This is a genomic window from Kitasatospora sp. NPDC058478 (assembly GCF_042720345.1).
In the GTDB taxonomy this organism is placed as follows: domain Bacteria; phylum Actinomycetota; class Actinomycetes; order Streptomycetales; family Streptomycetaceae; genus Kitasatospora.
The window spans coordinates 72,980-93,337 of record NZ_JBHXML010000032.1 but is presented as its reverse complement, the minus strand read 5'-3'; the positions used below and the strand labels follow the sequence as shown (position 1 = coordinate 93,337).

Here is a 20,358-nt window from a genome sequence, read left to right as displayed (position 1 = left end):
CTGCTCATCGCCGAACCGCGATGAGCAGCGGGCCGCGCGGGCGGATGGTGGCGGCGGCGGCGCTCTCCCGGAGGGGGGTGGCGGTGGCGGGCCTGAGTCGCAGGCGGGCGAGGACGGCTGCGGCGACGACGAGCATCTCGGCCCAGGCGAAGGACTCGCCGACGCACTTGTGGTGGCCCGCGCCGAAGGGGATGAACAGTCTGGGTGGGGCGTGGCCCGCAGGACGGCGCCAGCGGTCGGGATCGAATCGCAAGGGGTCGGGGTGGAGCCGCGGGGAGCGGTGCAGCGCGGTCGGGCTGAAGAGGACCTCCGCCCCCGGGGGCAGGAGGACACCGCCGTACCGGAGCGGTGCCACTGCCCGGCGCATCAGGATCCAGTTGGGGGTGTGGAGGCGGAGGGTCTCGCTGAGCGCGTGCCCCGTGCGCTCCAGACGCGGTAGGTCGCCAGGGGACACGGTGCCGTCGGTGGCGACGGCGCGCACCTCCTCGCTCAGCTCGTCCTGCAGGTCCTGGTGCCGGGCGAGTTCGTGGAAGAACCAGGCGAGTGTGGTGCCGGTCGTCTCGGTGCCGGCCAGGAGCAGCGAGACCGCTTCGTCCCGGACCTGGGCCGGTGCCATGGCGAGGCCGGTCTCCTTGTCGCGGGTGGTCAGCAGCAGGGACAGCAGCGTGTCGTCCGGGCCCTGGTGCGGGGCGGCGGCCTGGGCGATGATCTCGTCCACGACGGTGCGCAGGTCCCGGACCGCTGTGTCGAAGCGCCGGTTGGCCGGTACGGGCAGCTTTTCCAGCAGCGGTGACGGGTAGAGCGCCCGCTGGACGAATCCGGTGAGGACCACGGGCACGGCCCGGTCGATCCGGGCCTTCTGGGCGTGGCTCAGGCGGGTGGCGAACAGTGCCTCGACCACGACGTCCCGGGCGAGTCGGTGCATCCGCGGCTCGATCGGCGCGGCTTGCCCGGGCTCCCAGCGGGTCACCGCCGCCGCTGCCAGTCGGGCGGTCAGGGCGGCGTACCGGTGGATGCTGTCGCGGTGGAAGGCCGGTTGGACCAGGCGTCGCTGGCGGAGGTGGAACGCGCCCTCGGAGGTGAACAGGCCGTTGCCCAGCAGGCCGCGGGCCTTGTCGAAGACGAAGCCCTTCTCGGTCTTCGCGGAGTCCCGAACGAGCAGCCGGTGGACCAGCTCGGGATCGGTGAGAACGTGAACCGGTCTGCGCCACAGGTGGATCCGCACCACCGGGCCGTGGTCGGCGAGCGACTGGAGGAAGGGCACGGGGTGGGCGAGCAGCGGGAGCAGGTGCCCGAGCAGGGGCAGGTGGCCCGGCGCGCACGGCGCGGTGCCGGGCGGGGTGTCCTCCTCGCGCATCAGTGCCCCGCCGCGGGGGCCGGCACGTCGAACCGGGAGGTGTCGCGGGACCAGTCGATGTGCCCCCGCAGCCACAGCCCGAGGCTGCGGGCGTAGGCCGAGGCCGCGGCGCTGCCGTCCGTGTGGATGGTTCGGCTCAGCTCGATGAACGCGCGCATCTCGGTGTCACGCATGGCGACGGCGGACCGTCGGGCTTCGGCCGGAGAGCAGTGGTGGTGGCGGGCGAGGACCTCGACCAGGTTGTGGCGGTCCTGGCCGCCCGCGGTCTCCTTGGCGTGGGAGTACAGGTCGTTGTCCCAGCTCACCAGGTTCGCCGTGAGGTCCCTGAGCCTGCGCAGCGAAGGCCCGTCCGCCTCCGCGGCCGGGACTTCGTAGCCGGCGGCGATGTCGACCAGGGCGAGGCAGGTGTACGTCGCCCCGGCGTGCCTGCGCATGGCGGCGTACTCGGACGGGCCCGGTACGGTGCCCGCCTCGCGGTTGGCGGCCTCCCACACCTGGGCGGAGAGGTAGTCGCGGACCGTGCACTCCCACCGGAACAGCTGTGACGGCGAGGCCTGTGCGGCGACCCGGTCCCGGATCTCCCGCAGGGCCACCGCGTAGGCGCCGGCCGGTCCGGGCATCTCGTCGCCGGGCGGCTCGGGGTCGACCACCCGGGCGAGGAGAGCGGTCGTGCGGGCCAACGGCCCTGGGCGGTCTCCGTGTTCGCGGTCCTCGCAGTACCCGTCGTCGAAGGCGAAGAGCCAGACGTACCAGTCGGACAGCAGGCGCAGCATCTCGGCGGAGACCTCGGGGTTGGTCCGTGCGGCCAGGTGGCCGCTGCGCTGGCGCCCGATCCGGTCGGACTGCCGGAGCCGACCGTCCAGCAGCCGGTGGCACGCCAGCCAGGCCAGGCTCTGCCGGTCGGCCTGTTCGGAGTGGGGGTTCGTCAGGGAGGGGAAGGGGCACCACAAGGCGTCCGGGGTGCTGTGTGGTTGCCCGTCGCGGAGATCGGTCATCGTTGCGCCGGCCTTCGTCTGGTGTGGGGTCGCAGCCGGCCTCCGTGCCCCGCGACGATCGCGTGGGGTCGCCCGGCCTGCCTGGGAGGCCGAAACTAGCCCGGCGCGGGGCAGGGGGATGGACTGCGCGCGCATCCGTCGTTGCCTCCCGGCGCACGGCTGGCCGTCCCGCCTCCTCAACAGCGGTGATGCGCTGACCGCTTGAGCTCGCCATCGTTTGCCGACGGCGACGGTCCGCACGATCACGGCTCCGCGGGCCCCTCCAGCACTGGGGTGGCGGCGCACGACTTCCAGCTTCGGATCAGGCTGGTCGATCGGAGGCGTACCGGGCGAGCGTGGTCTCCACCGCCTGCTCGACGGCGTAGCGGATGTCAGAGGCTGCGGGGTTCCAGTCGGTCAGCAGCATGCGGGGCCACAGGACGTAGTTGGCGATCATCCCGAGGAACTGGTTGGCGGCGCTCTCGGCGTCCGGGACGTCGGCGTTGCCGGCCTCGTGCTCCGACTCCAGGTAGCGCTGGACCGAGGTGAAGTAGGGCAGCTTGCCGAGCTGGAACTGCATCCGTCCCAGTTCGGGGAAGCGGGGCAGCTCGGCGATGACGATGCGGAACAGGGCTGTCATGCCGGGCCGGCCGATCAGGTCGGCGTAGCGGTGGCCGATGGAGGTCAGGCCGGAGCGCAGGTCTCCGGCCTGAGGGCGCGCGACGGCGCCTGCGGTGTCACGCTGCCAGGACTCGGTGACGATGGCCTCGAAGAGGGCTGCCTTGGTGGGGAACTGCTTGAACAGGGTGGACTTCGAGACGGCCGCACCTTCGGCAATGCGGGCGAGGGAGGTGCCGTCGTAACCGCGGTTCAGGAAGAGGTCCGTGGCCGCGGAGATGATCGCCTCACGCTTTTGCTGGGCGAGACGGCGGTGATGTGCGGAGAGCTCTGCTGCCATGTGTGCAGTATGCCCTAGCTCCGAGGCGAGTCACTTGACTCGCCTCTTTCGGCACGCCTACGCTGCGTTGGAAAGGCGAGTCAAGTGACTCGCATCTGATGGCGGTGCCCGATGCCTCTCGGGTGCCGTGCGATGAGGGAGCAGCTGATGACAGCCGACAGGATCGCTTTGGTGACCGGTGCGAACCGTGGCCTGGGCCGGAGTACGGCTCTTGCCCTGGCGGCGCGCGGGGTGCGGGTCGTGGTCACCCATCGCGGTGATGCGGCCGGGGCCGAGGAGACGGCGCAGCGAGTGCACGCTGCGGGTGGGACTGCCGCTGTCGTGCGTCTCGACATCAGCGACGTCTCCTCCTTCGGAGCCTTCACTTCCGAGCTGAGCGCACTGCTTGAGCGCTGGGGGGCCTCGCGGCTCGACATCGTGGTCAACAACGCGGGGGTTGGTGTCTTCGGTCCGCTGGAAGCTGTCACGGCCGACGACTTCGACACGGTGTTCGGCACGAACGTGCGGGGCACGTTCTTCCTCATCCAGTCGCTTGTGCCGCTGCTGGCGCAGGGCGCCCACGTCATCAACGTCTCGTCGTCGTTGACTCGCCACACCAGTGCCGCGACGTCGGTCTACTCCGCTTCGAAGGCCGCCGTCGAGACTCTGAGCCGCACTCTGGCCGCAGAACTCGGCCCCCGCGGCATCCGGGTCAACTCCATCGCCCCGGGGCCGACCGCCACCGACTTCAACGGCGGTGCCATGCGGGATGACGTCGGTATGCGCCAGGTTCTGGCCGGGCAGACCGCGCTCGGCCGTGTCGGCGAACCCGAGGAGATCGGCGACGCCATCGCCACGCTGGCCTCCGAGGGCCTGCGCTGGGTGACCGCCGAGCGCATCGAGGTCTCCGGCGGCGCCCTCCTCTGACCGGCCGGGCGAGCCTGTCCCGGGCCGCAGGCAACGCCTCGGCCGACACCGCTGGGTGATCAACCGCCTGGCTCGGCGGCTTCCGCCGGCTCCACCTCCGCTACGAACGCAAGGCCGACCACTTCGCCGCCTTCGCCGGCACCGCCGCAGCCCCCATCTGCACCCGCCGACTCTCCACATGAGATGTCTTCTACGGGCGGTTGTGAGCGGACGGTCGTTGCGGCGGATCCCGCATGTCGTCCGGGCGCGGCGCGTTCTGCTCGCGGGCGGCCCGCAGGATCGCGCGGCGGATGGGTTCGTAGCCGGTGCACCGGCAGAGGTTGGAGCCGACGAGGGCGTCGACCTTCTCGGGGGAGTCGGCGAGGCCGGGGTCGGCCGCCAAGGCGCCGGCGGCGACCATGAGGAACCCCGGGGTGCAGAAGCCGCACTGCAGGGCGTGTTCGGCGGAGAACGCCCGCTGGAGGGGGTGGGGATCGCCGCCGGGCCCGGCGAGGCCCTCCACGGTGCCCACCGAACTCCCGTCGCACTGCACGGCGAACACGAGGCAGGAGCGGACCGCCTCGCCGTCCACCAGCACCGTGCACGCCCCGCAGACGCCGTGCTCGCACCCCAGGTGGGTGCCGGTCAGCCGGCAGTCCTCCCGCAGCACGTCGGCGAGGATGCGGCGGGGTTCCACGTCGAGCCGGTGCGTTTCGCCGTTGACGGTCAGGGTGATCCTCATGCGCGGTCTCCGTCCGGCTCGGCGCGGCGGGATCGCAGGTCCTGCGCCGCCTGGTGCAGCGTCCTGGCGACCAGGATCGCGACGGCCTGCCGCTTGTACTCGACGTCGGCGTACGGCTCCGGCACGGGGGCGGCGTCCTGCTGCGCCGCGATCCCGCCGGCCCGGACGAACGGGTGCCCGTCGGGCAGCCGGTGTCCGCCGACGGGTGCCCAGGCCTCGGCGCCGATCAGCGCCTGCTCGGCCGCGCGGGCCCGCAGCGGCCGGTCGGCGCAGTTGGCCAGCCCGATCCGGGCCTCGGCGACCACCCCCTCCCGCACCGTCAGGGCGGCGGCGACCGCGACCTGGGCGAAGCAGAAGTGCGTACGGCGGTGCTCGGTGAAACCGACCCCGGTGTCGCCGTCGAGCAGCGGGAAGGCCACCGAGGTCAGCAGCTCGTCCGGTCGGCGAGCGGTCAGGTGCGGCCCCCGGAAGTAGTCCCGGGCCGCGACCGTGCGCGTGCCCCGCGGGCCGGACAGCTCGACGTCGGCGTCCAGGGCGGCGCCCACGGCGCACCACTCGGAGGCGGGGTGCGCCCAGGCGAAGCTGCCCGCCATCGTGCCGCGCGAGCGGATGGGAGGGTGGGCGATGTGGACCGCCGCGCGGGCGAACAGCGTACCGAGCGGGCCGGGGACGGCCCGTGCCGATTCGAACGCGCGGTGTCGTACCAGGGCGCCGACCCGCAGGGTGCCGCCGTCCGGGTCGACCCGGTCGAGTCCCGGGACGCGGTTGATGTCGACCACCAGCCCGGGGCGCACGCGGTGCAGGCGCATGTCGAGGATCAGGCTCTGCCCGCCGGCGAGCACCTGGGCCGTCCCGTCCGCGGAGCCGAGCGCCTCGACGGCCTCGGCCACCGTGCGCGGTACGGCGTAGTCGAAGGCGGCCGGCTTCACCGAGCCGCCTCCACAAGCTTCGGGGCACGGGCCGCCCGCCAGACCACGTCCGGGGTGAGCGGCATCTGCAACAGGTCGGGGTCGGCGATCCGCAGCGCGTCGACCACGGCGTTGATGACCGCGGCCGGAGTGCCGATGCAGCCCGACTCGCCCGCCCCCTTGGCGCCCAGCGGCGTACCCGGGCCCGGGGTGCAGGTGTCCCTGACCTCGATGGCCGGCACTTCGGTGAAGGTCGGCAGCAGGTAGTCCAGCAGCCCGGAGGCCAACAGCGGTACGCCGTCGTCCCGGTGGGGGATCCCCTCGTACAGGGCCTGGCCGATGCCCTGCACCGCCGACCCGAAGGCCTGCCCGCGCACGATCACCGGGTCGAGCTGCACGCCGCAGTCGTCCACGGCCACCACCCGCAGCAGCCGTACGGTGCCCAGCTCGGGATCGACCTCGGCCACCGCCGCGTGGGCGCCGAAGGGGAAGGCCATGCCCGCCTCGAACCGGTCGTCCACCCGCAGCGGCCCGGTCGCCCGCACCAGCTCGGCCAGTTCGATCGCCGGCGAGCCGCCACGGACGAGGCGCGCGGCGCCGTCGGACCAGTCCACGGCCTCGGTGGGAACGCTCCACAGCCGCGCGGCCCGCTCGCGTGCCTCGTCGAGCAGCAACTGCGCGGCGTGCCGCAGCATCGCGCCGGCCACCTGGGCGGAGCGGCTGCCGAAGGAGCCCATTCCCTCGGGCTGCTCGTCGGTGTCCCCCTCGACCAGCCGGACCCGGCCCGGGTCCACGCCCAGGGCTTCGGCCACCAGCGCGGGGAAGACCGTCTCGTGCCCCTGGCCGGCGGGGGCCGCGCCGCACCGGACGAGGACCGTGCCGTCCGCTGCGGCCTCGACGCCGCCGAACTCGTGGAGCCCGCCCGGCTCCCCGCCGGAGCGTTCCACGTAGCAGGACAGGCCGATGCCCAGCGGCAGGGCGTCAGGGTCCGTTCGGCGCCGGGCCTGCTCGGCTCGCCAGCCGCGGTAGTCCAGGGTCTCCAGTGCCAGGTCCAGCGCGGCGGCGTAGTTCCCGCTGTCGTAGCACCGGCCGGTGGGCGTCCGGTACGGGAACCGGTGCGGCGGGATGAAGTTGCGCCGCCTCAATTCGGCTGGGTCGATGGCGAGTTCACGAGCCATCTGGTCCACGGCCCGCTCCAGCGCGATCGCCGCCTCCGGTCGGCCGGCACCGCGGTACGGGTACGTCACCATGGTGTTGGTCAGCACCGAGCGGACGGTCGTGTGCACCTGAGGGGTCGCGTACGGGCCGGTGGCCATCAAGGCGGTCTGCATCGGCAGCCCGGCACCGAGCTGAGGGTAGGCGCCCACCTCGGCTTCAATCTCCAACTCGTAGGCGAGCAGCCGTCCTTCGGCGTCGGCGGCGAGCCGCACCCGCTGGTCCTGCCCCCGGCCCCGGGAGGCGGCCGTCATCGACTCCAGCCGGTCCTCGATCCACCGCACCGGCCGGCCCAGCCGCACCGCCAGGTGGGCGACCACGACGAACTCCGGCCACGCCGCGCTCTTCGACCCGAACGCCCCGCCGGTGTCCGGGACCACCACGCGCACCCGGTCGACCGGCCACCCCAGCAGCGCCGCCAGTTCGCGCCGCAGCCGGTGCGGCATCTGGTGCCCCGACCACACCGTCAGCCGGTCCCCTTCGGGTACGGCGAGGATTGTTCGGCACTCCATCGGGGACGGCAGCAGGAGCTGCTGGCGGTAGCGGCCCTCCACCACCACCGCGGCCCGCCGCCACACCGAATCGTCGATCGGCCGCCCGGCCTCCCCGCGGAAGACGGTGTTGCTCAGACCGTCGAACAACCGGACCGAGTCCGTCGCCGCCGCGCCCGCGGTGACTGCTGCGGGCAGCGGGTCGACCCGGACGGACACCGCCGCCGCCCCGTCCTCGGCCCGGTAACGGTCCTCGCCCAGCACCACCGCCACCGCCTCGCCCACGTACCGCACCCGGTCCCTCGCCAGCGCCGGCCACTCCCGGCCTGCCACGGCCTCCTCCGTGGACAGTCCGGCCAACAACGTGTACGGCACCGCCGGAAGCCCCCGAAAGCCGGAGGCCGCCGTCCCGGGCGGGCCCGGCTCCGACAGATCCGCGCCGGACCAGGCCCCCACCACTCCCGGCACCTCCCGGGCGGAGGCGCAGTCCACCCCGCGCAGCACGCCGTGGGCCACGCCGCTGCGCACGAACGCCGCGTCCAGGCACCCGGGCACCTCGATGTCGGCGACGAAGCGGCCCCGGCCGGTGAGCAGCCGTTCGTCCTCGCGCCTGGTCCACTGCTCCACGACTGCACCTCCGTGACTCGTACCGCTCACAAGAGAGTTGGCCGCCGCGCCACGGTGTGCGGGCGCCAACGGCCGTACCCGCGCGGGCGCACGTGGGAGCCCCACCGTAGGGGCCGCCCGCCCTGGTGCGCGGGCAACACGCGGACCGGTCCCTACCCGCTTCCGGTCGACGGGAACCCCACGGCCCTGTCCACAGGCGCGTTCGGTTCCGGGGCCGTGTCCACGGCGGGCAACTCCGAGGGCCGACGGGGCGAAGTCGCCACCCCCGGATTCAAAGCCCTGCGCCTTGTACAGCGGTGATGGGCGGATGCGCAGTGGCTTCAGGCGTGCGAAGCTGCGCTTCGCCGGTGCCCGGTTCGGCGCCCGTCCGACTAGCGCACAGGAGCAGTGCCCGCATGCCACCGTCGACACCGAACGACAGTCCTCGACCCGTGACGGGCACCTGGGAGCAGGTCCACGCCGAACGGGCAGCCTTGGCCGCTGACCTGGCAGGACTGGACGAGGGGCAGTGGGCGACCCGGTCCCTCTGCGACCGGTTCACTGTCCGCGAGGTGCTCGCGCACATGACCGCCGGGGCGAGCCTCGGCCCGGCACGGTGGATGGCGGGTGTGATCCGCTGTCGCTTCGACTTCGACCGGCAGGTTGCCCTGCGGCTGGCCGAGCAGATGGGCGCCGCTCCGGCCGAGACGCTCGCGCGGTTCCGCCAGGTGATCACCAGCACGACCAAGCCGCCCCTGCCGAGAGTGGCGATGCTCGGGGAGACCGTCGTGCACGCGGAGGACATCCGCCGACCGCTCGGTATCGAGCGCGACTACCCGGTTGACGTGCTGACCGCCCTGGCCGTCTACTACCAGGGCTCCGACCTGCCCGTCCTCTCCAAGAAGCGTGCCGCCGGCCTGCGGCTGGCGGCCACCGACGGCCTCTTCGTCGCCGGTGACGGCCCACGGGTGTCCGGCACCACCCTGGCCCTGGTCATGGCGATGGCCGGCCGCGCGTCCTACTGCGACCAGCTCGACGGCGAAGGGGTCGTCGTCCTGCGCGAGCGCCAGGCGACGGCCTGACCGACGTCCCGGCCGAAGCCCGATCGTGTCGACAACAATCGCAAAAGGCGGTGGCCAGGCCGAGCAGCGACGAGACCGCCACCATCACCGCCGAACCGTGCCGAACGACACCGCGACCGGAGCGAGTTCCGGTGCGAATCATTGGCAGTTGCCTTCAGTGTTCGGACGTCCAGCGTTTCACCCGCTCGATCACACCATCCGGGTCGGAAACGGTCGAGTGGACGGTGAACTCGGCGTACCCGGGATCGTCGATCGGCAGAGCGGGCAACGGATGCTCGCGAAGCCGCGCGACGAGGTACCCCGCGGCCAGCAGGTCACGGGACTTCTCCTCATCGACATCGGCCTTGTCCGCGTGCCAGTAGGACCCGTCGTACTCCACGGCGAGCTTCCGGCCGCCGGCGAGTTCGACCGTGATGTCGACGTGCCAGACGCTGCGCCGGACGAACGCGGCATGGCGTACGGCCTGACCGGACGATGCTTTGCCGAACGCGCGTTCGGCGGCCGCGTGGTGGTCGAGCTCGATCCGGGACTTGCCGTGTTCCCTGCACTCGGGGCACCCGCTGCCGGCCGCGCGGGAGGCCAGGGGTGTCTGCCACACGTGTGTGGGGTCGGCGGTGCAGACCCATGTCGGGACGAAGGCCGTCTGACCGCTGGGGCGCACGTGCCAGGCCGAGAGCGGGTTCACGGGCGACCACTCGGCGGCGAGTTCGGGGAAGTGGAACGCGAGTGAGTCGAGGATCGTGCGGCATTCGGGGCAGCGCAGGCGCTGCCCCTTGTCCCGCTGTTCCGGTGTGTCCTGCCACTGATGGCCGCAGTTGGGGTCCTGCCACCACACGGTCCGGCGGGACCGGGGGGAGAGCTTGGCCAGGCTGATGCGACCGTTGCGGGTCGGGTGCCACTGGGAAGCGATCTCCGGACCGATCCTGAACGGGGCGGGTTCGACAGCGACGGCTTCCAGCCGGGCGGTGCGGGTCTCCTGGCTCCGGCAGGAGGGGCAGCCTGAGTGCAGGTAGGTGTACGGGGATATTCGCGGGTGGTGCCCCTGCGGACAGCGGAACCGTCGCAGCGGCCCGAGCCCGGCAACGGTGACGGTACGGGGGTCCTCGTCGTCGGCCCACGCCGAGAGGAGTTCGGGTACGTCGGCGACGGGCGTCACCTCGTAGCGCTCGTACTCCGCCTGCCACTGGGCGCGGTGCTTCGGTTCACACGTCGGGCACTGTACCCGGTGGATCATGTCGTGGACCCGGGCGGTGAACCGCAGGTCGCAGCCGGGGCAGCGCCAGGCCGCTTCTCGGCGGGCCGTGACGGTGACGGTCTCCCACTGCGCGAGGTCGTTCGTCTCGTGGTCCCACCAGTCGAGGACCGGCAGCCCGGAGTCCTTGAGCAGGGCCCGCTGTTTCTGCCCGGGCGGGTTGGGGGTCTGTCGTGCGCGGTTCGGGTTGGTCCGGCACCGGCAGCCGAACGCGATGTCCCCCAGCCGTTCGGCGGCGAGGCGGCCGCAGTACCTGCACCGGACATGGTGGGGGTCGTCGGAGTAGGACGGGTCGGTCAGCGCTGCCAGGTGGTCGTAGCCGTGCTTCTCCGCGTGTTCCCTCGCCTCCGCCACGGAAACCGGCGTCAGGTCCGCGTACGCGCCGTGGCGCCGTCGTTCGTCCTGCGCCCACTGGCGCCAGTAGCACGCCCGGCAGGTCGCCTCGCCCTCCGCGTTCTTGGCGAGGGTGTACTCGAAGCGGTAGTGAGCCTCGCAGTCACACGTCAGGCACCGGGTCAGGCGCCATGCCGTCGGCTTGGCGAACGGCTCCAGCGGCTCCAGTCCACCGGCGCGGAGGATGCCTGTGATGTGATCGTCGCACCAGGCATCGCGCGAACGTGTCCGGTACGCGGATGGCTGAGAACAGCCGGCATCCGCACACAGCTGGACCTGTTTCTGGGGCGATATGGGGCTCACCTGCGGATTCTCCCATGCCGCCAACCGGGAGCGTGGTGACGGGTGGGCGCTCGGACGGCGGATCAGAAGCCGGCCGTCCCGTTCAGCCCGGCAGCCGCAGGCGGAACAGCGCCCCGCCGCCGGGGGCGGCCTCGGCGGTGAGGGTGGCGCCGTGCGCGTGGGCGATCTGCCGCGCCATGGCGAGCCCGAGCCCGGAGCCGGGCAGGGCGCGGGCGGCGGAGGCCCGGTAGAAGCGGTCGAAGACGTACGGCAGGTCCTCGGGCGCGATGCCGGGGCCGTGGTCGCGGACGGTCAGTTCCAGTCCGGTGGTGAGCCGGACCTCGACCGTGGCGCCCGGCGGGCTGAACTTGGCCGCGTTGTCGAGGAGGTTGGAGACCAGCCGGGCCAGCCGGGCCGGCACGCCGGGGACGGTGCGCTCGGCGGCGCCGTGGCCCGCGGCGCCGTCCGCGTCGTCGTCCAGGGTGAAGGCGATCGCCGGCCAGTGGCCGCGCGCGGTGTCGACGCAGTGCCCGACGAGTCGGCCGACCGCGACCTGTTCGAGCAGCGGCTGCGGTTCCTCGTCGCGGGCCAGCTCGATGAGGTCGTTCACCAGCCCGGTCACCTCGCGCAGCTGGCGGTGCAGCGCGGCCGCCGCCCGATCCCGCTGGCCCTCGGTCAACCGGTCGGCGCGGGCCAGCAGTTCGGCGTTGGTGCGCAGTGCCGTCAGCGGGGTGCGCAGCTCGTGCGAGGCGTCGGCGACGAGCCTGCGCTGGGCGGCCACGGACTGCTCCAGTTCGCCCAGCATGGTGTTGAAACTGCCGGCCAGCCTGGTCAGTTCGTCCTCGCGGCGCCCGGGCGGCAGGTCGATCCGCAGCCCCGCGTCCCGGGTGTCGGCGATCCGTTCGGCGGTGCGGGTCAGCCGGGCGACCGGGGCGAGGGCGGTGCGGGCCACGGTGCGCCCGAGTACGGCGGCCAGCAGCAGGCCCGCCGCCGCGACGGCCGCCATCAGCGCGCCGGCCTGCCGCACCCCCTCCTGGACGCTGTCGGCGCGCAGCGCGACCTGGACGGCCTGCCGGGCGCCGGGCGGCGCCGCGATCATCGGGGTGGTGAGCATCCGGGCCGGGTGGCCGCCGATGGTGAGGTCGGTGAAGTAGCCGGCCCGCTGCCGGTTCGCGACCTGGCGGGTGGCCGGTGTGACGGGCAGCAGGTACGGCTCGTTCGGTGGTTTGCCGGGGTCGGCGGAGACGATCTGCGCGCAGGCCGGGGCGGCAAGGTAGTTGCACTCGCCGTAGACGACCTGCGGCCCCTGGTCGCGGTGCTGCTGCTGCACCAGGGTGGCCTGCTGGGTGAGGTGCTGATCGAGCTGGTGGTTGAGCTCGTAGCGGACGATGCTGAACGCGGCCGCGCTGATCCCGAGCGCCACCACGGCGACCGCGGCCGTGCAGGCGAGGGCCAGCCGGGTGCGCAGCGAGCGCCGGCGCCGCCAGCGCGCGTGCGCCCTCAAGCCCGGTCCAGCCGGTAGCCGACCCCGTGCACCGTGTGCACCAGCCGGGGTTCGCCGCCGGCCTCCAGCTTGCGGCGCAGGTAACCGACGTAGACGGCGAGGGAGTTGGAGTCGGGGCCGAAGTCGGCGCCCCACACCCGTTCCATGATGACCTCGCGCGGGAGCACCTGGCCGGGGTGGCGCAGCAGCACCTCCAGCAGCGCGAACTCGGTGCGCGAGAACTCCACCGGCCGCCCGGCCCTGCTCCCGGTCCGGGTGACCGGGTCGACCTCCAGGTCGGCGAAACGGTAGCCGGGCTCCTCGGCGGCCGGGGCGCTGCGCCGCAGCAGGGCGCGCAGCCGGGCGGTCAGCTCGTCCAGGGCGAACGGCTTGACCAGGTAGTCGTCGGCCCCCGCGTCGAGGCCGTCGACGCGGTCGCTCACCGAGTCGCGCGCGGTGAGCACCAGGATCGGGAGCCGGTCGCCCAGGGCCCGCAGTCGGCGGCAGACGGCCAGGCCGTCGAGGACGGGCATCATCAGGTCGAGGACCATCGCGTCGGGCTGCCAGCCGGACACCTCGTTCAGGGCCGCCAGCCCGTCGGCGGCGCCGCGCACCTGGTAGCCCTCGACGGCCAGCCCGTCCTCGACGGCGGCCCGTACCTCCGGATCGTCGTCGACGACCAGCACTCTCTGCCCGTTGCTCATGCGGACAACCCTCTCAGAACGAATCTGAGAAGCCTCTTAGCTCGTCCTCGCGGCGGCCGCGGGGCCCTCTGCCGGGCGTTGCCACCTCTGTGCCGCCGGTCGCGCCTGGGCGTGTCCGTCGCCCTCGCCCCGCAGAACGACTCTGAGAAGTCTCTTAGGCGGCCTCAGCAAGCTCGACGGCATGCGGACAGAACACGGCAACCACGGCAACCATGCCAACCACGATCCGGCCCGCCCCCTGTCGGTGGTGATCGGCGCCGGCGGCACCGGCGGACACATCTACCCGGGCCTCGCACTGGCCGAGGCGCTGCGCAGAGCCGACCCGCGGGCCGTGATCTCCTTCGTCGGCACCGAACGCGGCCTGGAGACCACCCTCATCCCGCAGGCCGGCTACCGGCTGCACACCGTCGACATGATCCCCTTCGACGCCTCCCTCGGCGCGCGCCGCTACCTGCTGCCCGCGGCGCTGCTGCGCTCCGGCCGGGACTGCCGGGAGATCCTGCGGGCCCAGGGCGCGCAGGTCGCGGTCGGCATGGGCGGCTACCCGAGTGCGCCGGTGATCGTCGGCGCCAAGATGGCCGGGCTGCCGAGCGTGGTGCACGAGTCGAACGCGGTGCCCGGGCGGGCCAACCGCTTCGCCGCCCGGCTCACCCCGCACATCGCGCTCGCCTTCGACCGCACCCGCGAGCACCTGCCCGCCGGCCGTTCGGCGCAGACCGTCGGGATGCCGCTGGTCGGCGCCGTCGCCCAGCTCGACCGGGCGGCGCTGCGCGCGGAGGCCCGTCGGCACTTCGCCGTCCCGGACGGCGTCCGGCTGCTGGTCTTCAACGGCGGCAGCCTCGGCGCCGCCCGCCTCACCGCGGCCGCCGTCGAACTGGCCGGACGCTGGCGCCACCGCACCGACCGGCGGCTGCTGATCAAGACCGGCCCGGCCGCGCTGGCACAGGTCCGGGCCGCACTGGACGGCAACCCGGTGGCGCACGCCGTCGCCTACCTGGACCGGATGGACTTCGCCTACGCGGCCGCCGACCTCATGGTGTGCCGCGCCGGCGCGGCCACCGTCGCCGAACTCTCCAGCCTCCGGATGCCCGCCGTGCTGGTGCCCTACCCGCACGCGCCGCACGACCACCAGACCCACAACGCACGCGTCCTCTCCGACGCCGGCGCCGGCCTGCTGCTGCCGGACGGCGAGTGCACCGGCGAACGGCTGGCCGCCCTGGTGGAACCCCTGCTCGCCGACCCGGCCCGGCTCGCCGCGATGGCACAGGCCGCCGACCCGGGCGACCATGCGCGCGCCGCGGACCTGCTGGCCGCCAAGGTGCTCCGCGTCATCGGCCGGACCCCGGCACCCGCGCCGCCCGCCGTCCCGGCCCCCGTCCCCGGCCCGTACGACCGCTGACCGCTCGACCGCTTGACCACTGACCGCCGACCACCCGCCCCGAACCACCGGAGGACCACCATGAACCGCCCCGCCCACCCCAACACCCCCGCCGCACACCAGGACTGGACCGGCCGGACCGTCCTGGTCACCGGCGCCGAAGGCTTCATCGGCAGCACCCTCGTCGACCTGCTGGTCGCCCGCGGCGCCCGCGTCCGGGCCCTGGTCCACTACAAGCCGTACGCCGAGCGCGGATACCTCGCCCACTACCTGGCCGACCCCGGCAGCCCCGTCGAGATGCTCGCCGGCGACGTCCGCGACGCCGGCCGGGTCCTGGACGCCGTCGCCGGCTGCGACACCGTCTTCCACCTCGCCGCGCTCATCGGCATCCCCTACAGCTACCAGGCCCCCGAGGCCTACGTGCAGACCAACGTCGTGGGCACCCAGAACGTCGCCGCCGCCTGCCTGCGGCACGGCGCCCGCCTGGTGCACACCTCCACCAGCGAGGTGTACGGGACCGCGATCACCGCACCCATCGACGAGCACCACCCGCTCCAGCCGCAGTCCCCGTACTCCGCCTCGAAGATCGGCGCGGACATGATGGCACTCTCCTACTGGCACGCCTTCGAACTGCCGGTCGCCGTCGTCCGCCCGTTCAACACCTACGGCCCGCGCCAGTCCGCCCGCGCCGTCATCCCCACCATCCTGGCCCAACTCCACTCCGGCGCACGGGAGATCAGGCTCGGCTCGACCACCCCCACCCGGGACTTCACCTACGCCACCGACACCGCGGAAGGCTTCCTGGCCATCGCCCGCGCCGACCGCACGCTCGGCGAGACCGTCAACCTCGGCACCGGCAGCGAGGTGTCCATCGGCGACCTGGCCAAGGCCCTGATCGTCGCCTCCGGCCGGGACGCCGACATCGTCGTCGACCCGACCCGGCTGCGCCCCGGCGGCAGCGAGGTCGAACGGCTGCTCTCCGACAACCGCAAGGCACGCGACCTGGCCGGCTGGCAGCCCCAGGTCGGCCTGGACGAGGGCCTGCGCCACACCTCCGACTGGGTCGCCGAACACCTGCACCTGCTCGCCCCGGACCGCTACCAGGTCTGACGCCGCCCCTGCGGCCAACTGTCCCATCGGGCATGGGCCTTGGTGCCGGAGTCGGCCACCGGCTCCGGCACGCACCCGCCCTCGAAGCCCCCGCATCCGGCGACCGCCGGCGGAAACGGCTGGCCCGACGCAGGGGTGACTGCCAGACTCGCTCCGTGCGAGCGATCATCGAGGAGATGGCCAACCGCCTGGCCGCGGTGCCGGGCGTCGTCGGAGTCATGCTCGGCGGCAGCCGGGCCCGCGGAGAGCACCGGCCGGATTCGGACTGGGACCTCGGCGTCTACTACCGTGGCGGGCTCGATCTCGCCGCGTTGCGCGCGCTGGCCGGCCCCGAGGTGGAGGTGGCCGGCCCGGGCGGCTGGGGGCCGTGGGTGAACGGCGGTGCGTGGCTGCAAGTCGACGGCGTGGCGGTGGACTGGATCCTGCGGGACATGGACCGGGTCGAGCAGGTGTGGACGGACTGCCGCGAGGGCCGGTACGAAGTCGGCGTGCAGGCCGGGCATCCCCTCGGCTTCTGGTCGCCCTGCTACGCGGGCGAGGTGGCGCTCGGCCAGGTCCTGGCCGACCCCGCCCGCGAGCTGACGGACCTTCAGCAGAAGGCCGCGACCTACCCCGAGCCGTTGCGAGAGGCCTTGACGGCGGGAGCCTGGGAGGCGGAATTCCTGGTCGGCGCCGCAGCGAAGGGCGCGGCACGGGCGGACACGTTGTACGTCTCGCTCTGCCTGTCCCGGGCCGTCGGCGTACTGGTGCAAGCGATGTTCGCCGAGGACCGGCGCTGGTGCCTCAACGAGAAGGGCGCGCTGGCCGTCGCCGAGACACTTCCGGGCGCGCCAACCGGCTTCGGCCCGCGAGTCAGCGGCCTGTTGGGGGCGCTCGGAGAGAGCGCCGAACTGCTGGCGGCCACAGTGGCCGAGGCGCGGGAGCTGGTCGAGGAGACCCTCGCCGCGCTCCGGAGCCGCACCGAGTAGCAGCACACACCTTGAGCCGGGCGCCTTGCCGCTGGCGGCTCGTCGGCTCACCGGTGTTCGACATCGCTGGGGCAGCGCCAAACAGTGCGGAGAACTCACGTCTGCGGGCGCGGCTGCTGCCGTCCCGCCGAGTCGGGAGCGAAGAGCGGAGCCTCCGTGTCCTCCGCTTGCGCTAGTCTCCGGCAAATGTCAAGGATTGATCGATCTTTCGTTCGGAGCAGGCGGGGCACCTCCGCCCTCCGGATCCGGACGGTTGTAGGCATCGTCCTCGGTGTCGCCGCGTTGACCGGCTGCGACCCGAGTGGTGCCTCCACGACCCCCGCGAAGGGGCCGTCCCAAGCAAGTAGCGCGACCGATGCGGCGCCGACTGCCGCAACTCCCGCCACACCTGCCGCTGCACCAGGCCCGACAGCCACATCACTGTCCTTCAGTTACCACGCGCTGGGCAAACATGAGTACATCGATCAGACGCTGTCCATCGACAACGACGGGCAGGCCAGCGCGGCGCCCACTCTGACGATCACGGCAGTGGACGGCAGCGGTAACGATCTGCCCGACGTGCAGGTCACCACGGCGTACGGGAGTGACCGAGGCAGTCTCGTCATCCAGCCCGGCGGTGGCTACGACGTCCTGGCCTTCCACGGGGCTGACGCCCAACGGGTCGCCAATGTCAGAGTGACCGTCAAAGAACTCGCCGCGGCGGACCTTCCGGCGGACGCGTCCGCGGTCGAGGCCGAGCCGGCGGATTCCGCAGGCCAGCAGCTGACCAAGTTCGACGCATTCGACCAGGTCATCGTGAAGAACCCGAACAACGCGGCCGTATCGGTCCGGATCGTCTACCTGGTCTACAACCAGACACCGGCCGGAACGCCCCAGCAGGCGATTGAAGTGGTCCCGATCGGCGGGCTGATCACCGTTCCTCCCGCAGGCACCGTTTCCGTGGCTGTGTCTGGAGACGCAAGGACGGCCGTTCAGAAATACTCGGGTGGACCGGCCGTGAGCGTCAAGGCCCACTTCTCCCGTTAGCCGATCGCGCGGGGCCATCGGACCCCGGCCCCGCGCCATCGGGCGAGCAGCGAACCGCCGGACGGCGGGAATCAGCTGGTTCGGTCCTTCGGGTTCACCGTGCAGAAGTACACGCGGTTGGTCTGCCTGTCGAAGTAGAAGCTCCCTGTGTACTGGGCCCGCGTGACCGACTTGTCGAAGGCCTCACTGTGGAGCCACGCCATCGTGTCCCCGACCTCGGCGGCTATCTCCTGCGGGACACCGCATCCGATGCCGCCCTCCCGCCACGTCCCGCTGCCCGTGATCGCCGTCAGCGTCGCCGGATCGAGCTTCGCCACCCCGTCCAGGCTCACGTCGGTCGGACCGGGGATCTCCGGCACGGAGTTCTTCGTCAGCACCCGGCCGACCCACTTCGTCGCGGACAGCTCACCCAGCTGCGGGAAGTGGCGCTTCAACGGTTCGACGTCCGTCCGCACCTCCGCCGGGGTCGTCGCGACGGCGGTCGGGCGGCGGCCCTCACCTTGCCCGGCGGCGCTGTTCTCCGCTGCGGACGCACAGGCCGAGGCGAGCAGCGCCGCGGCGGGAATCAACAGCAGAATCCGGGCGCCGCCCGCTCGCTGCTTCACCTTCACCGGCGCACGTTTCACGGGTTCGTCCTCCCTGGCCTTCTCGGTTGAACGTCTCTGCACAAGACTTTCGCCGCGTCAGATTCGCGACCGATCAAGGCACCTCCGCCGCATCGGACTTCGCGGCAGACCCCGGGTGCCCGGAGCCTCGCGCCGAGGCGTGGCCGATCGGCGTCAGAGCGGGTCGATGCGGGCCTTGAGCAGGCAGAACTCATTGCCTTCGGGGTCGGTCAGGACATGCCACTGCTCCTGCCCGGTCTGGCCGATGTCGGCCGGGCGGGCGCCGAGCGCCAGAAGGCGTTCGAGCTCGGCGTCCTGGTCGCGGTCGGTGGCGTTCACGTCGATGTGCAGCCGGGACTTGCCCGGCTCCGGCTCGTCCCGGCGGCTGAGGAAGATCGTCGGCTGCGCACCGCCGAATCCTTCGCGCGGCCCGATCTCCATCGAGCCGTCGTCCTCGCGACCGAGTACGACGAAGTCCAGGACCTCGCACCAGAACCGCGCCAGCACCTCGGGGTCGCGGCAACCGAGCACCAGCTCACCGATACGACACGCCATGACGAGTACCTGCTCTCAGCCGGGGAACCGCCGGGGAGACCACACGCGAACGGCACGGGCTCCCGGCGGCGAAACAACCCCGCGACCGTACCGGACGGGGCGAGCACGGTCGACATGTTTTCCGGGCCGCTGCGGGCCCGACGCGGGGCCGGCGGCATCGACCCGAAGCCGGTGCGGGCTCAGGACAGCATGTTGATCCGGTACTGCATGATCCGGTAGTTCGTCGGGTCGTACCACTGGCTGACGACGATGTGGAAGTTGCCGAACGTCGAGCCGGGGATGACGAAACCGCCGTACGGGCTGGCGACGAGGTTGGCGACTTCCTGGCCCGGGGCGCAGGGGAGGATCATGGCCTGCTCCAGCGTCGTGGTCAGGTCCGAGGTCGGGAGGGCGAAGACCATCGCCCTGATCGACAACTGGTCCATGTTCAGCCACGTGAGGACGTACTTGCCGTCCATGGCGCGGAAGCACATCTCGCCCCACTTGCGGGTGCCGAAGACGGTCGTCGGGGCGGGCGCGTTCCACCGCCAGCCGCCGTCGGCGTAGCCCCACGGCTCGTAGGCGTCCGGATTGCCGAGGCTCTCCTTTCGTACCCGGTGGAGCAGCATTCCCGATTCCACGTCGCGGTTGAAGACCGTGGACAGGACGTAGCAGTAGCCGTCGTCGGCCACGGCGTACGTCTTCTGCTGGAACTGGCCGCCGTACAGGTCGCCCGGCCACTGGCACAGGTACTGCCAGGTCTCACCGTTGTCGGTGGAGCGCCAGAAGTCGGTGTGGTGGGTGTCGTAGATGACGCCGCGCATGAGGTGCATGTACATCACGCCGTCGACGACGAACACGTCGGACGGGATCGCCGTCGTGGCCTTGTCACCGACCGGGTTGTGCGGCTCGTCGACCAGGCTGTTGGCGTGGCTGCCGCCGACGCTGCCGTCGATGCGCAGGTTGTTCAGGTCGGCGCTGCTGGAGCGCAGGCCGACCGGGGCACGCCAGTCGGCTGCGCCCACCTGGGCGCCGTCGAAGGTGTCGCCGCAGACGAAGAGCATCGTGCCGTCCGGACACAGCACCGGGATGCCGAGGTCGGTCCACGGCGAGGCGAACGGCCCGGTCTCGACCGGGCCGCTGAGGTTCTTCACCTTGGTCGCGACCGTCGGGCTCGGAGGGTCGTTCGGACCGCCGGCGACCGCCGCGGGGGCGCCCGAGCCGATGGCCCCCGCCCCCACGGCGACGCCGATGCCGATCTTGAGGACCCTGCGGCGGGAGGGCCCGCCGGTCGTCGCGTCGTTCCCGCCCGATGAGCCCGATGAGAGTGTCATTTCTGCCGATGGCCTTTCCGAGTCGACGAATTCCCGTGGCACCGAACGGATCGCGCACCTCGGCGGCGACG

General features: G+C 72.5%; 18 protein-coding genes and 1 pseudogene. 7 read left to right on the top strand and 12 right to left on the bottom strand.

Features of this window, described 5'->3' with window-relative positions:
• Positions 1–4 precede the first annotated feature (4 nt).
• From ACFWPT_RS19525 to ACFWPT_RS19515, 3 genes are all read right to left on the bottom strand, one after another.
• Complete coding sequence (locus ACFWPT_RS19525) at positions 5–1,357, bottom strand: cytochrome P450 (protein ID WP_380483061.1); 1,353 nt, start codon at positions 1,355–1,357, stop codon at positions 5–7.
• Positions 1,357–2,352: a hypothetical protein gene (locus ACFWPT_RS19520; protein ID WP_380483059.1), complete on the bottom strand. Its 996-nt coding sequence runs from the start codon at positions 2,350–2,352 to the stop codon at positions 1,357–1,359. The genes ACFWPT_RS19525 and ACFWPT_RS19520 overlap by 1 nt, the downstream gene beginning before the upstream one ends.
• Positions 2,353–2,653: 301 nt before the next feature.
• Complete coding sequence (locus ACFWPT_RS19515; RefSeq protein ID WP_380483057.1) at positions 2,654–3,289, bottom strand: TetR/AcrR family transcriptional regulator; 636 nt, start codon at positions 3,287–3,289, stop codon at positions 2,654–2,656.
• A gap of 147 nt (positions 3,290–3,436) precedes the next feature.
• Between ACFWPT_RS19515 and ACFWPT_RS19510 the strand changes: the two genes are divergently transcribed.
• Positions 3,437–4,195, top strand: a complete 759-nt coding sequence (locus ACFWPT_RS19510) for an SDR family NAD(P)-dependent oxidoreductase (RefSeq protein ID WP_380483055.1) — start codon at positions 3,437–3,439, stop codon at positions 4,193–4,195.
• A 31-nt stretch (positions 4,196–4,226) separates the two neighbouring features.
• Positions 4,227–4,377: pseudogene (locus tag ACFWPT_RS19505) on the top strand (IS5/IS1182 family transposase); the annotation flags it as partial.
• Between the two features lie 8 nt (positions 4,378–4,385).
• On the opposite strand, the gene ACFWPT_RS19500 reads toward ACFWPT_RS19505, so the two are convergent.
• The 3 genes from ACFWPT_RS19500 to ACFWPT_RS19490 are packed head-to-tail and all read right to left on the bottom strand — an operon-like array spanning position 4,386 to position 8,157.
• The gene (locus ACFWPT_RS19500) at positions 4,386–4,916 is read right to left on the bottom strand and encodes a (2Fe-2S)-binding protein (RefSeq protein ID WP_380483053.1); all 531 of its coding nucleotides are present in this window, start codon (positions 4,914–4,916) and stop codon (positions 4,386–4,388) included.
• Positions 4,913–5,845, bottom strand: a complete 933-nt coding sequence (locus tag ACFWPT_RS19495) for an FAD binding domain-containing protein (protein WP_380483051.1) — start codon at positions 5,843–5,845, stop codon at positions 4,913–4,915. Before ACFWPT_RS19495 ends, ACFWPT_RS19500 begins: the two co-directional genes overlap by 4 nt.
• Complete coding sequence (locus ACFWPT_RS19490) at positions 5,842–8,157, bottom strand: xanthine dehydrogenase family protein molybdopterin-binding subunit (RefSeq protein ID WP_380483049.1); 2,316 nt, start codon at positions 8,155–8,157, stop codon at positions 5,842–5,844. Before ACFWPT_RS19490 ends, ACFWPT_RS19495 begins: the two co-directional genes overlap by 4 nt.
• Before the next feature lie 395 nt (positions 8,158–8,552).
• Between ACFWPT_RS19490 and ACFWPT_RS19485 the strand changes: the two genes are divergently transcribed.
• Positions 8,553–9,218 (top strand): maleylpyruvate isomerase family mycothiol-dependent enzyme, encoded by a 666-nt coding sequence (locus ACFWPT_RS19485; RefSeq protein WP_380369382.1) that lies wholly within the window; start codon positions 8,553–8,555, stop codon positions 9,216–9,218.
• 154 nt (positions 9,219–9,372) lie between these two features.
• Here the strand turns inward: ACFWPT_RS19485 and ACFWPT_RS19480 are convergent, their stop codons facing one another.
• The 3 genes from ACFWPT_RS19480 to ACFWPT_RS19470 form a co-directional block, all read right to left on the bottom strand.
• Positions 9,373–11,166, bottom strand: a complete 1,794-nt coding sequence (locus ACFWPT_RS19480; protein ID WP_380483047.1) for a zinc-ribbon domain-containing protein — start codon at positions 11,164–11,166, stop codon at positions 9,373–9,375.
• Between the two features lie 82 nt (positions 11,167–11,248).
• The gene (locus tag ACFWPT_RS19475; RefSeq protein WP_380483045.1) at positions 11,249–12,649 is read right to left on the bottom strand and encodes a sensor histidine kinase; all 1,401 of its coding nucleotides are present in this window, start codon (positions 12,647–12,649) and stop codon (positions 11,249–11,251) included.
• Positions 12,646–13,332, bottom strand: a complete 687-nt coding sequence (locus ACFWPT_RS19470; RefSeq protein WP_380369373.1) for a response regulator transcription factor — start codon at positions 13,330–13,332, stop codon at positions 12,646–12,648. The genes ACFWPT_RS19475 and ACFWPT_RS19470 overlap by 4 nt, the downstream gene beginning before the upstream one ends.
• Before the next feature lie 181 nt (positions 13,333–13,513).
• On the opposite strand from ACFWPT_RS19470, the gene ACFWPT_RS19465 reads away from it, so the two are divergent.
• The 4 genes from ACFWPT_RS19465 to ACFWPT_RS19450 all read left to right on the top strand — a co-directional run bounded on the left by ACFWPT_RS19465 (position 13,514) and on the right by ACFWPT_RS19450 (position 17,814).
• Positions 13,514–14,731, top strand: a complete 1,218-nt coding sequence (locus ACFWPT_RS19465; protein WP_380483043.1) for a glycosyltransferase — start codon at positions 13,514–13,516, stop codon at positions 14,729–14,731.
• Positions 14,732–14,791: 60 nt separating this feature from the next.
• Positions 14,792–15,820, top strand: a complete 1,029-nt coding sequence (locus ACFWPT_RS19460) for an SDR family NAD(P)-dependent oxidoreductase (RefSeq protein WP_380369367.1) — start codon at positions 14,792–14,794, stop codon at positions 15,818–15,820.
• Between the two features lie 176 nt (positions 15,821–15,996).
• Positions 15,997–16,788 (top strand): nucleotidyltransferase domain-containing protein, encoded by a 792-nt coding sequence (locus ACFWPT_RS19455; RefSeq protein ID WP_380483065.1) that lies wholly within the window; start codon positions 15,997–15,999, stop codon positions 16,786–16,788.
• A gap of 186 nt (positions 16,789–16,974) precedes the next feature.
• Positions 16,975–17,814, top strand: coding sequence for a hypothetical protein (locus tag ACFWPT_RS19450; RefSeq protein WP_380483041.1), 840 nt, complete (start codon positions 16,975–16,977; stop codon positions 17,812–17,814).
• Between the two features lie 71 nt (positions 17,815–17,885).
• On the opposite strand, the gene ACFWPT_RS19445 is transcribed toward ACFWPT_RS19450, so the two are convergent.
• From ACFWPT_RS19445 to ACFWPT_RS19435, 3 genes are all read right to left on the bottom strand, one after another.
• Positions 17,886–18,440: a hypothetical protein gene (locus ACFWPT_RS19445; protein WP_380369361.1), complete on the bottom strand. Its 555-nt coding sequence runs from the start codon at positions 18,438–18,440 to the stop codon at positions 17,886–17,888.
• Between the two features lie 153 nt (positions 18,441–18,593).
• A complete protein-coding gene (locus ACFWPT_RS19440; protein WP_363367504.1) occupies positions 18,594–18,974 on the bottom strand; it encodes a VOC family protein in 381 nt (126 codons plus the stop codon).
• A 179-nt stretch (positions 18,975–19,153) separates the two neighbouring features.
• Positions 19,154–20,287, bottom strand: a complete 1,134-nt coding sequence (locus tag ACFWPT_RS19435; RefSeq protein ID WP_380483039.1) for a DUF4185 domain-containing protein — start codon at positions 20,285–20,287, stop codon at positions 19,154–19,156.
• Between the last annotated feature and the right edge of the window lie 71 nt (positions 20,288–20,358).

Bases quoted from the DNA above. Each gene is read 5' to 3' on its own strand.
- ACFWPT_RS19525 (WP_380483061.1), bottom strand. From the start codon at position 1,357: ATGCGCGAGGAGGACACCCCGCCCGGCACCGCGCCGTGCGCGCCGGGC.
- ACFWPT_RS19520 (WP_380483059.1), bottom strand. From the start codon at position 2,352: ATGACCGATCTCCGCGACGGGCAACCACACAGCACCCCGGACGCCTTG.
- ACFWPT_RS19515 (WP_380483057.1), bottom strand. From the start codon at position 3,289: ATGGCAGCAGAGCTCTCCGCACATCACCGCCGTCTCGCCCAGCAAAAG.
- ACFWPT_RS19510 (WP_380483055.1), top strand. From the start codon at position 3,437: ATGACAGCCGACAGGATCGCTTTGGTGACCGGTGCGAACCGTGGCCTG.
- ACFWPT_RS19500 (WP_380483053.1), bottom strand. From the start codon at position 4,916: ATGAGGATCACCCTGACCGTCAACGGCGAAACGCACCGGCTCGACGTG.
- ACFWPT_RS19485 (WP_380369382.1), top strand. From the start codon at position 8,553: ATGCCACCGTCGACACCGAACGACAGTCCTCGACCCGTGACGGGCACC.
- ACFWPT_RS19470 (WP_380369373.1), bottom strand. From the start codon at position 13,332: ATGAGCAACGGGCAGAGAGTGCTGGTCGTCGACGACGATCCGGAGGTA.
- ACFWPT_RS19465 (WP_380483043.1), top strand. From the start codon at position 13,514: ATGCGGACAGAACACGGCAACCACGGCAACCATGCCAACCACGATCCG.
- ACFWPT_RS19460 (WP_380369367.1), top strand. From the start codon at position 14,792: ATGAACCGCCCCGCCCACCCCAACACCCCCGCCGCACACCAGGACTGG.
- ACFWPT_RS19455 (WP_380483065.1), top strand. From the start codon at position 15,997: ATGGCCAACCGCCTGGCCGCGGTGCCGGGCGTCGTCGGAGTCATGCTC.
- ACFWPT_RS19450 (WP_380483041.1), top strand. From the start codon at position 16,975: ATGTCAAGGATTGATCGATCTTTCGTTCGGAGCAGGCGGGGCACCTCC.
- ACFWPT_RS19440 (WP_363367504.1), bottom strand. From the start codon at position 18,974: ATGGCGTGTCGTATCGGTGAGCTGGTGCTCGGTTGCCGCGACCCCGAG.
- ACFWPT_RS19435 (WP_380483039.1), bottom strand. From the start codon at position 20,287: ATGACACTCTCATCGGGCTCATCGGGCGGGAACGACGCGACGACCGGC.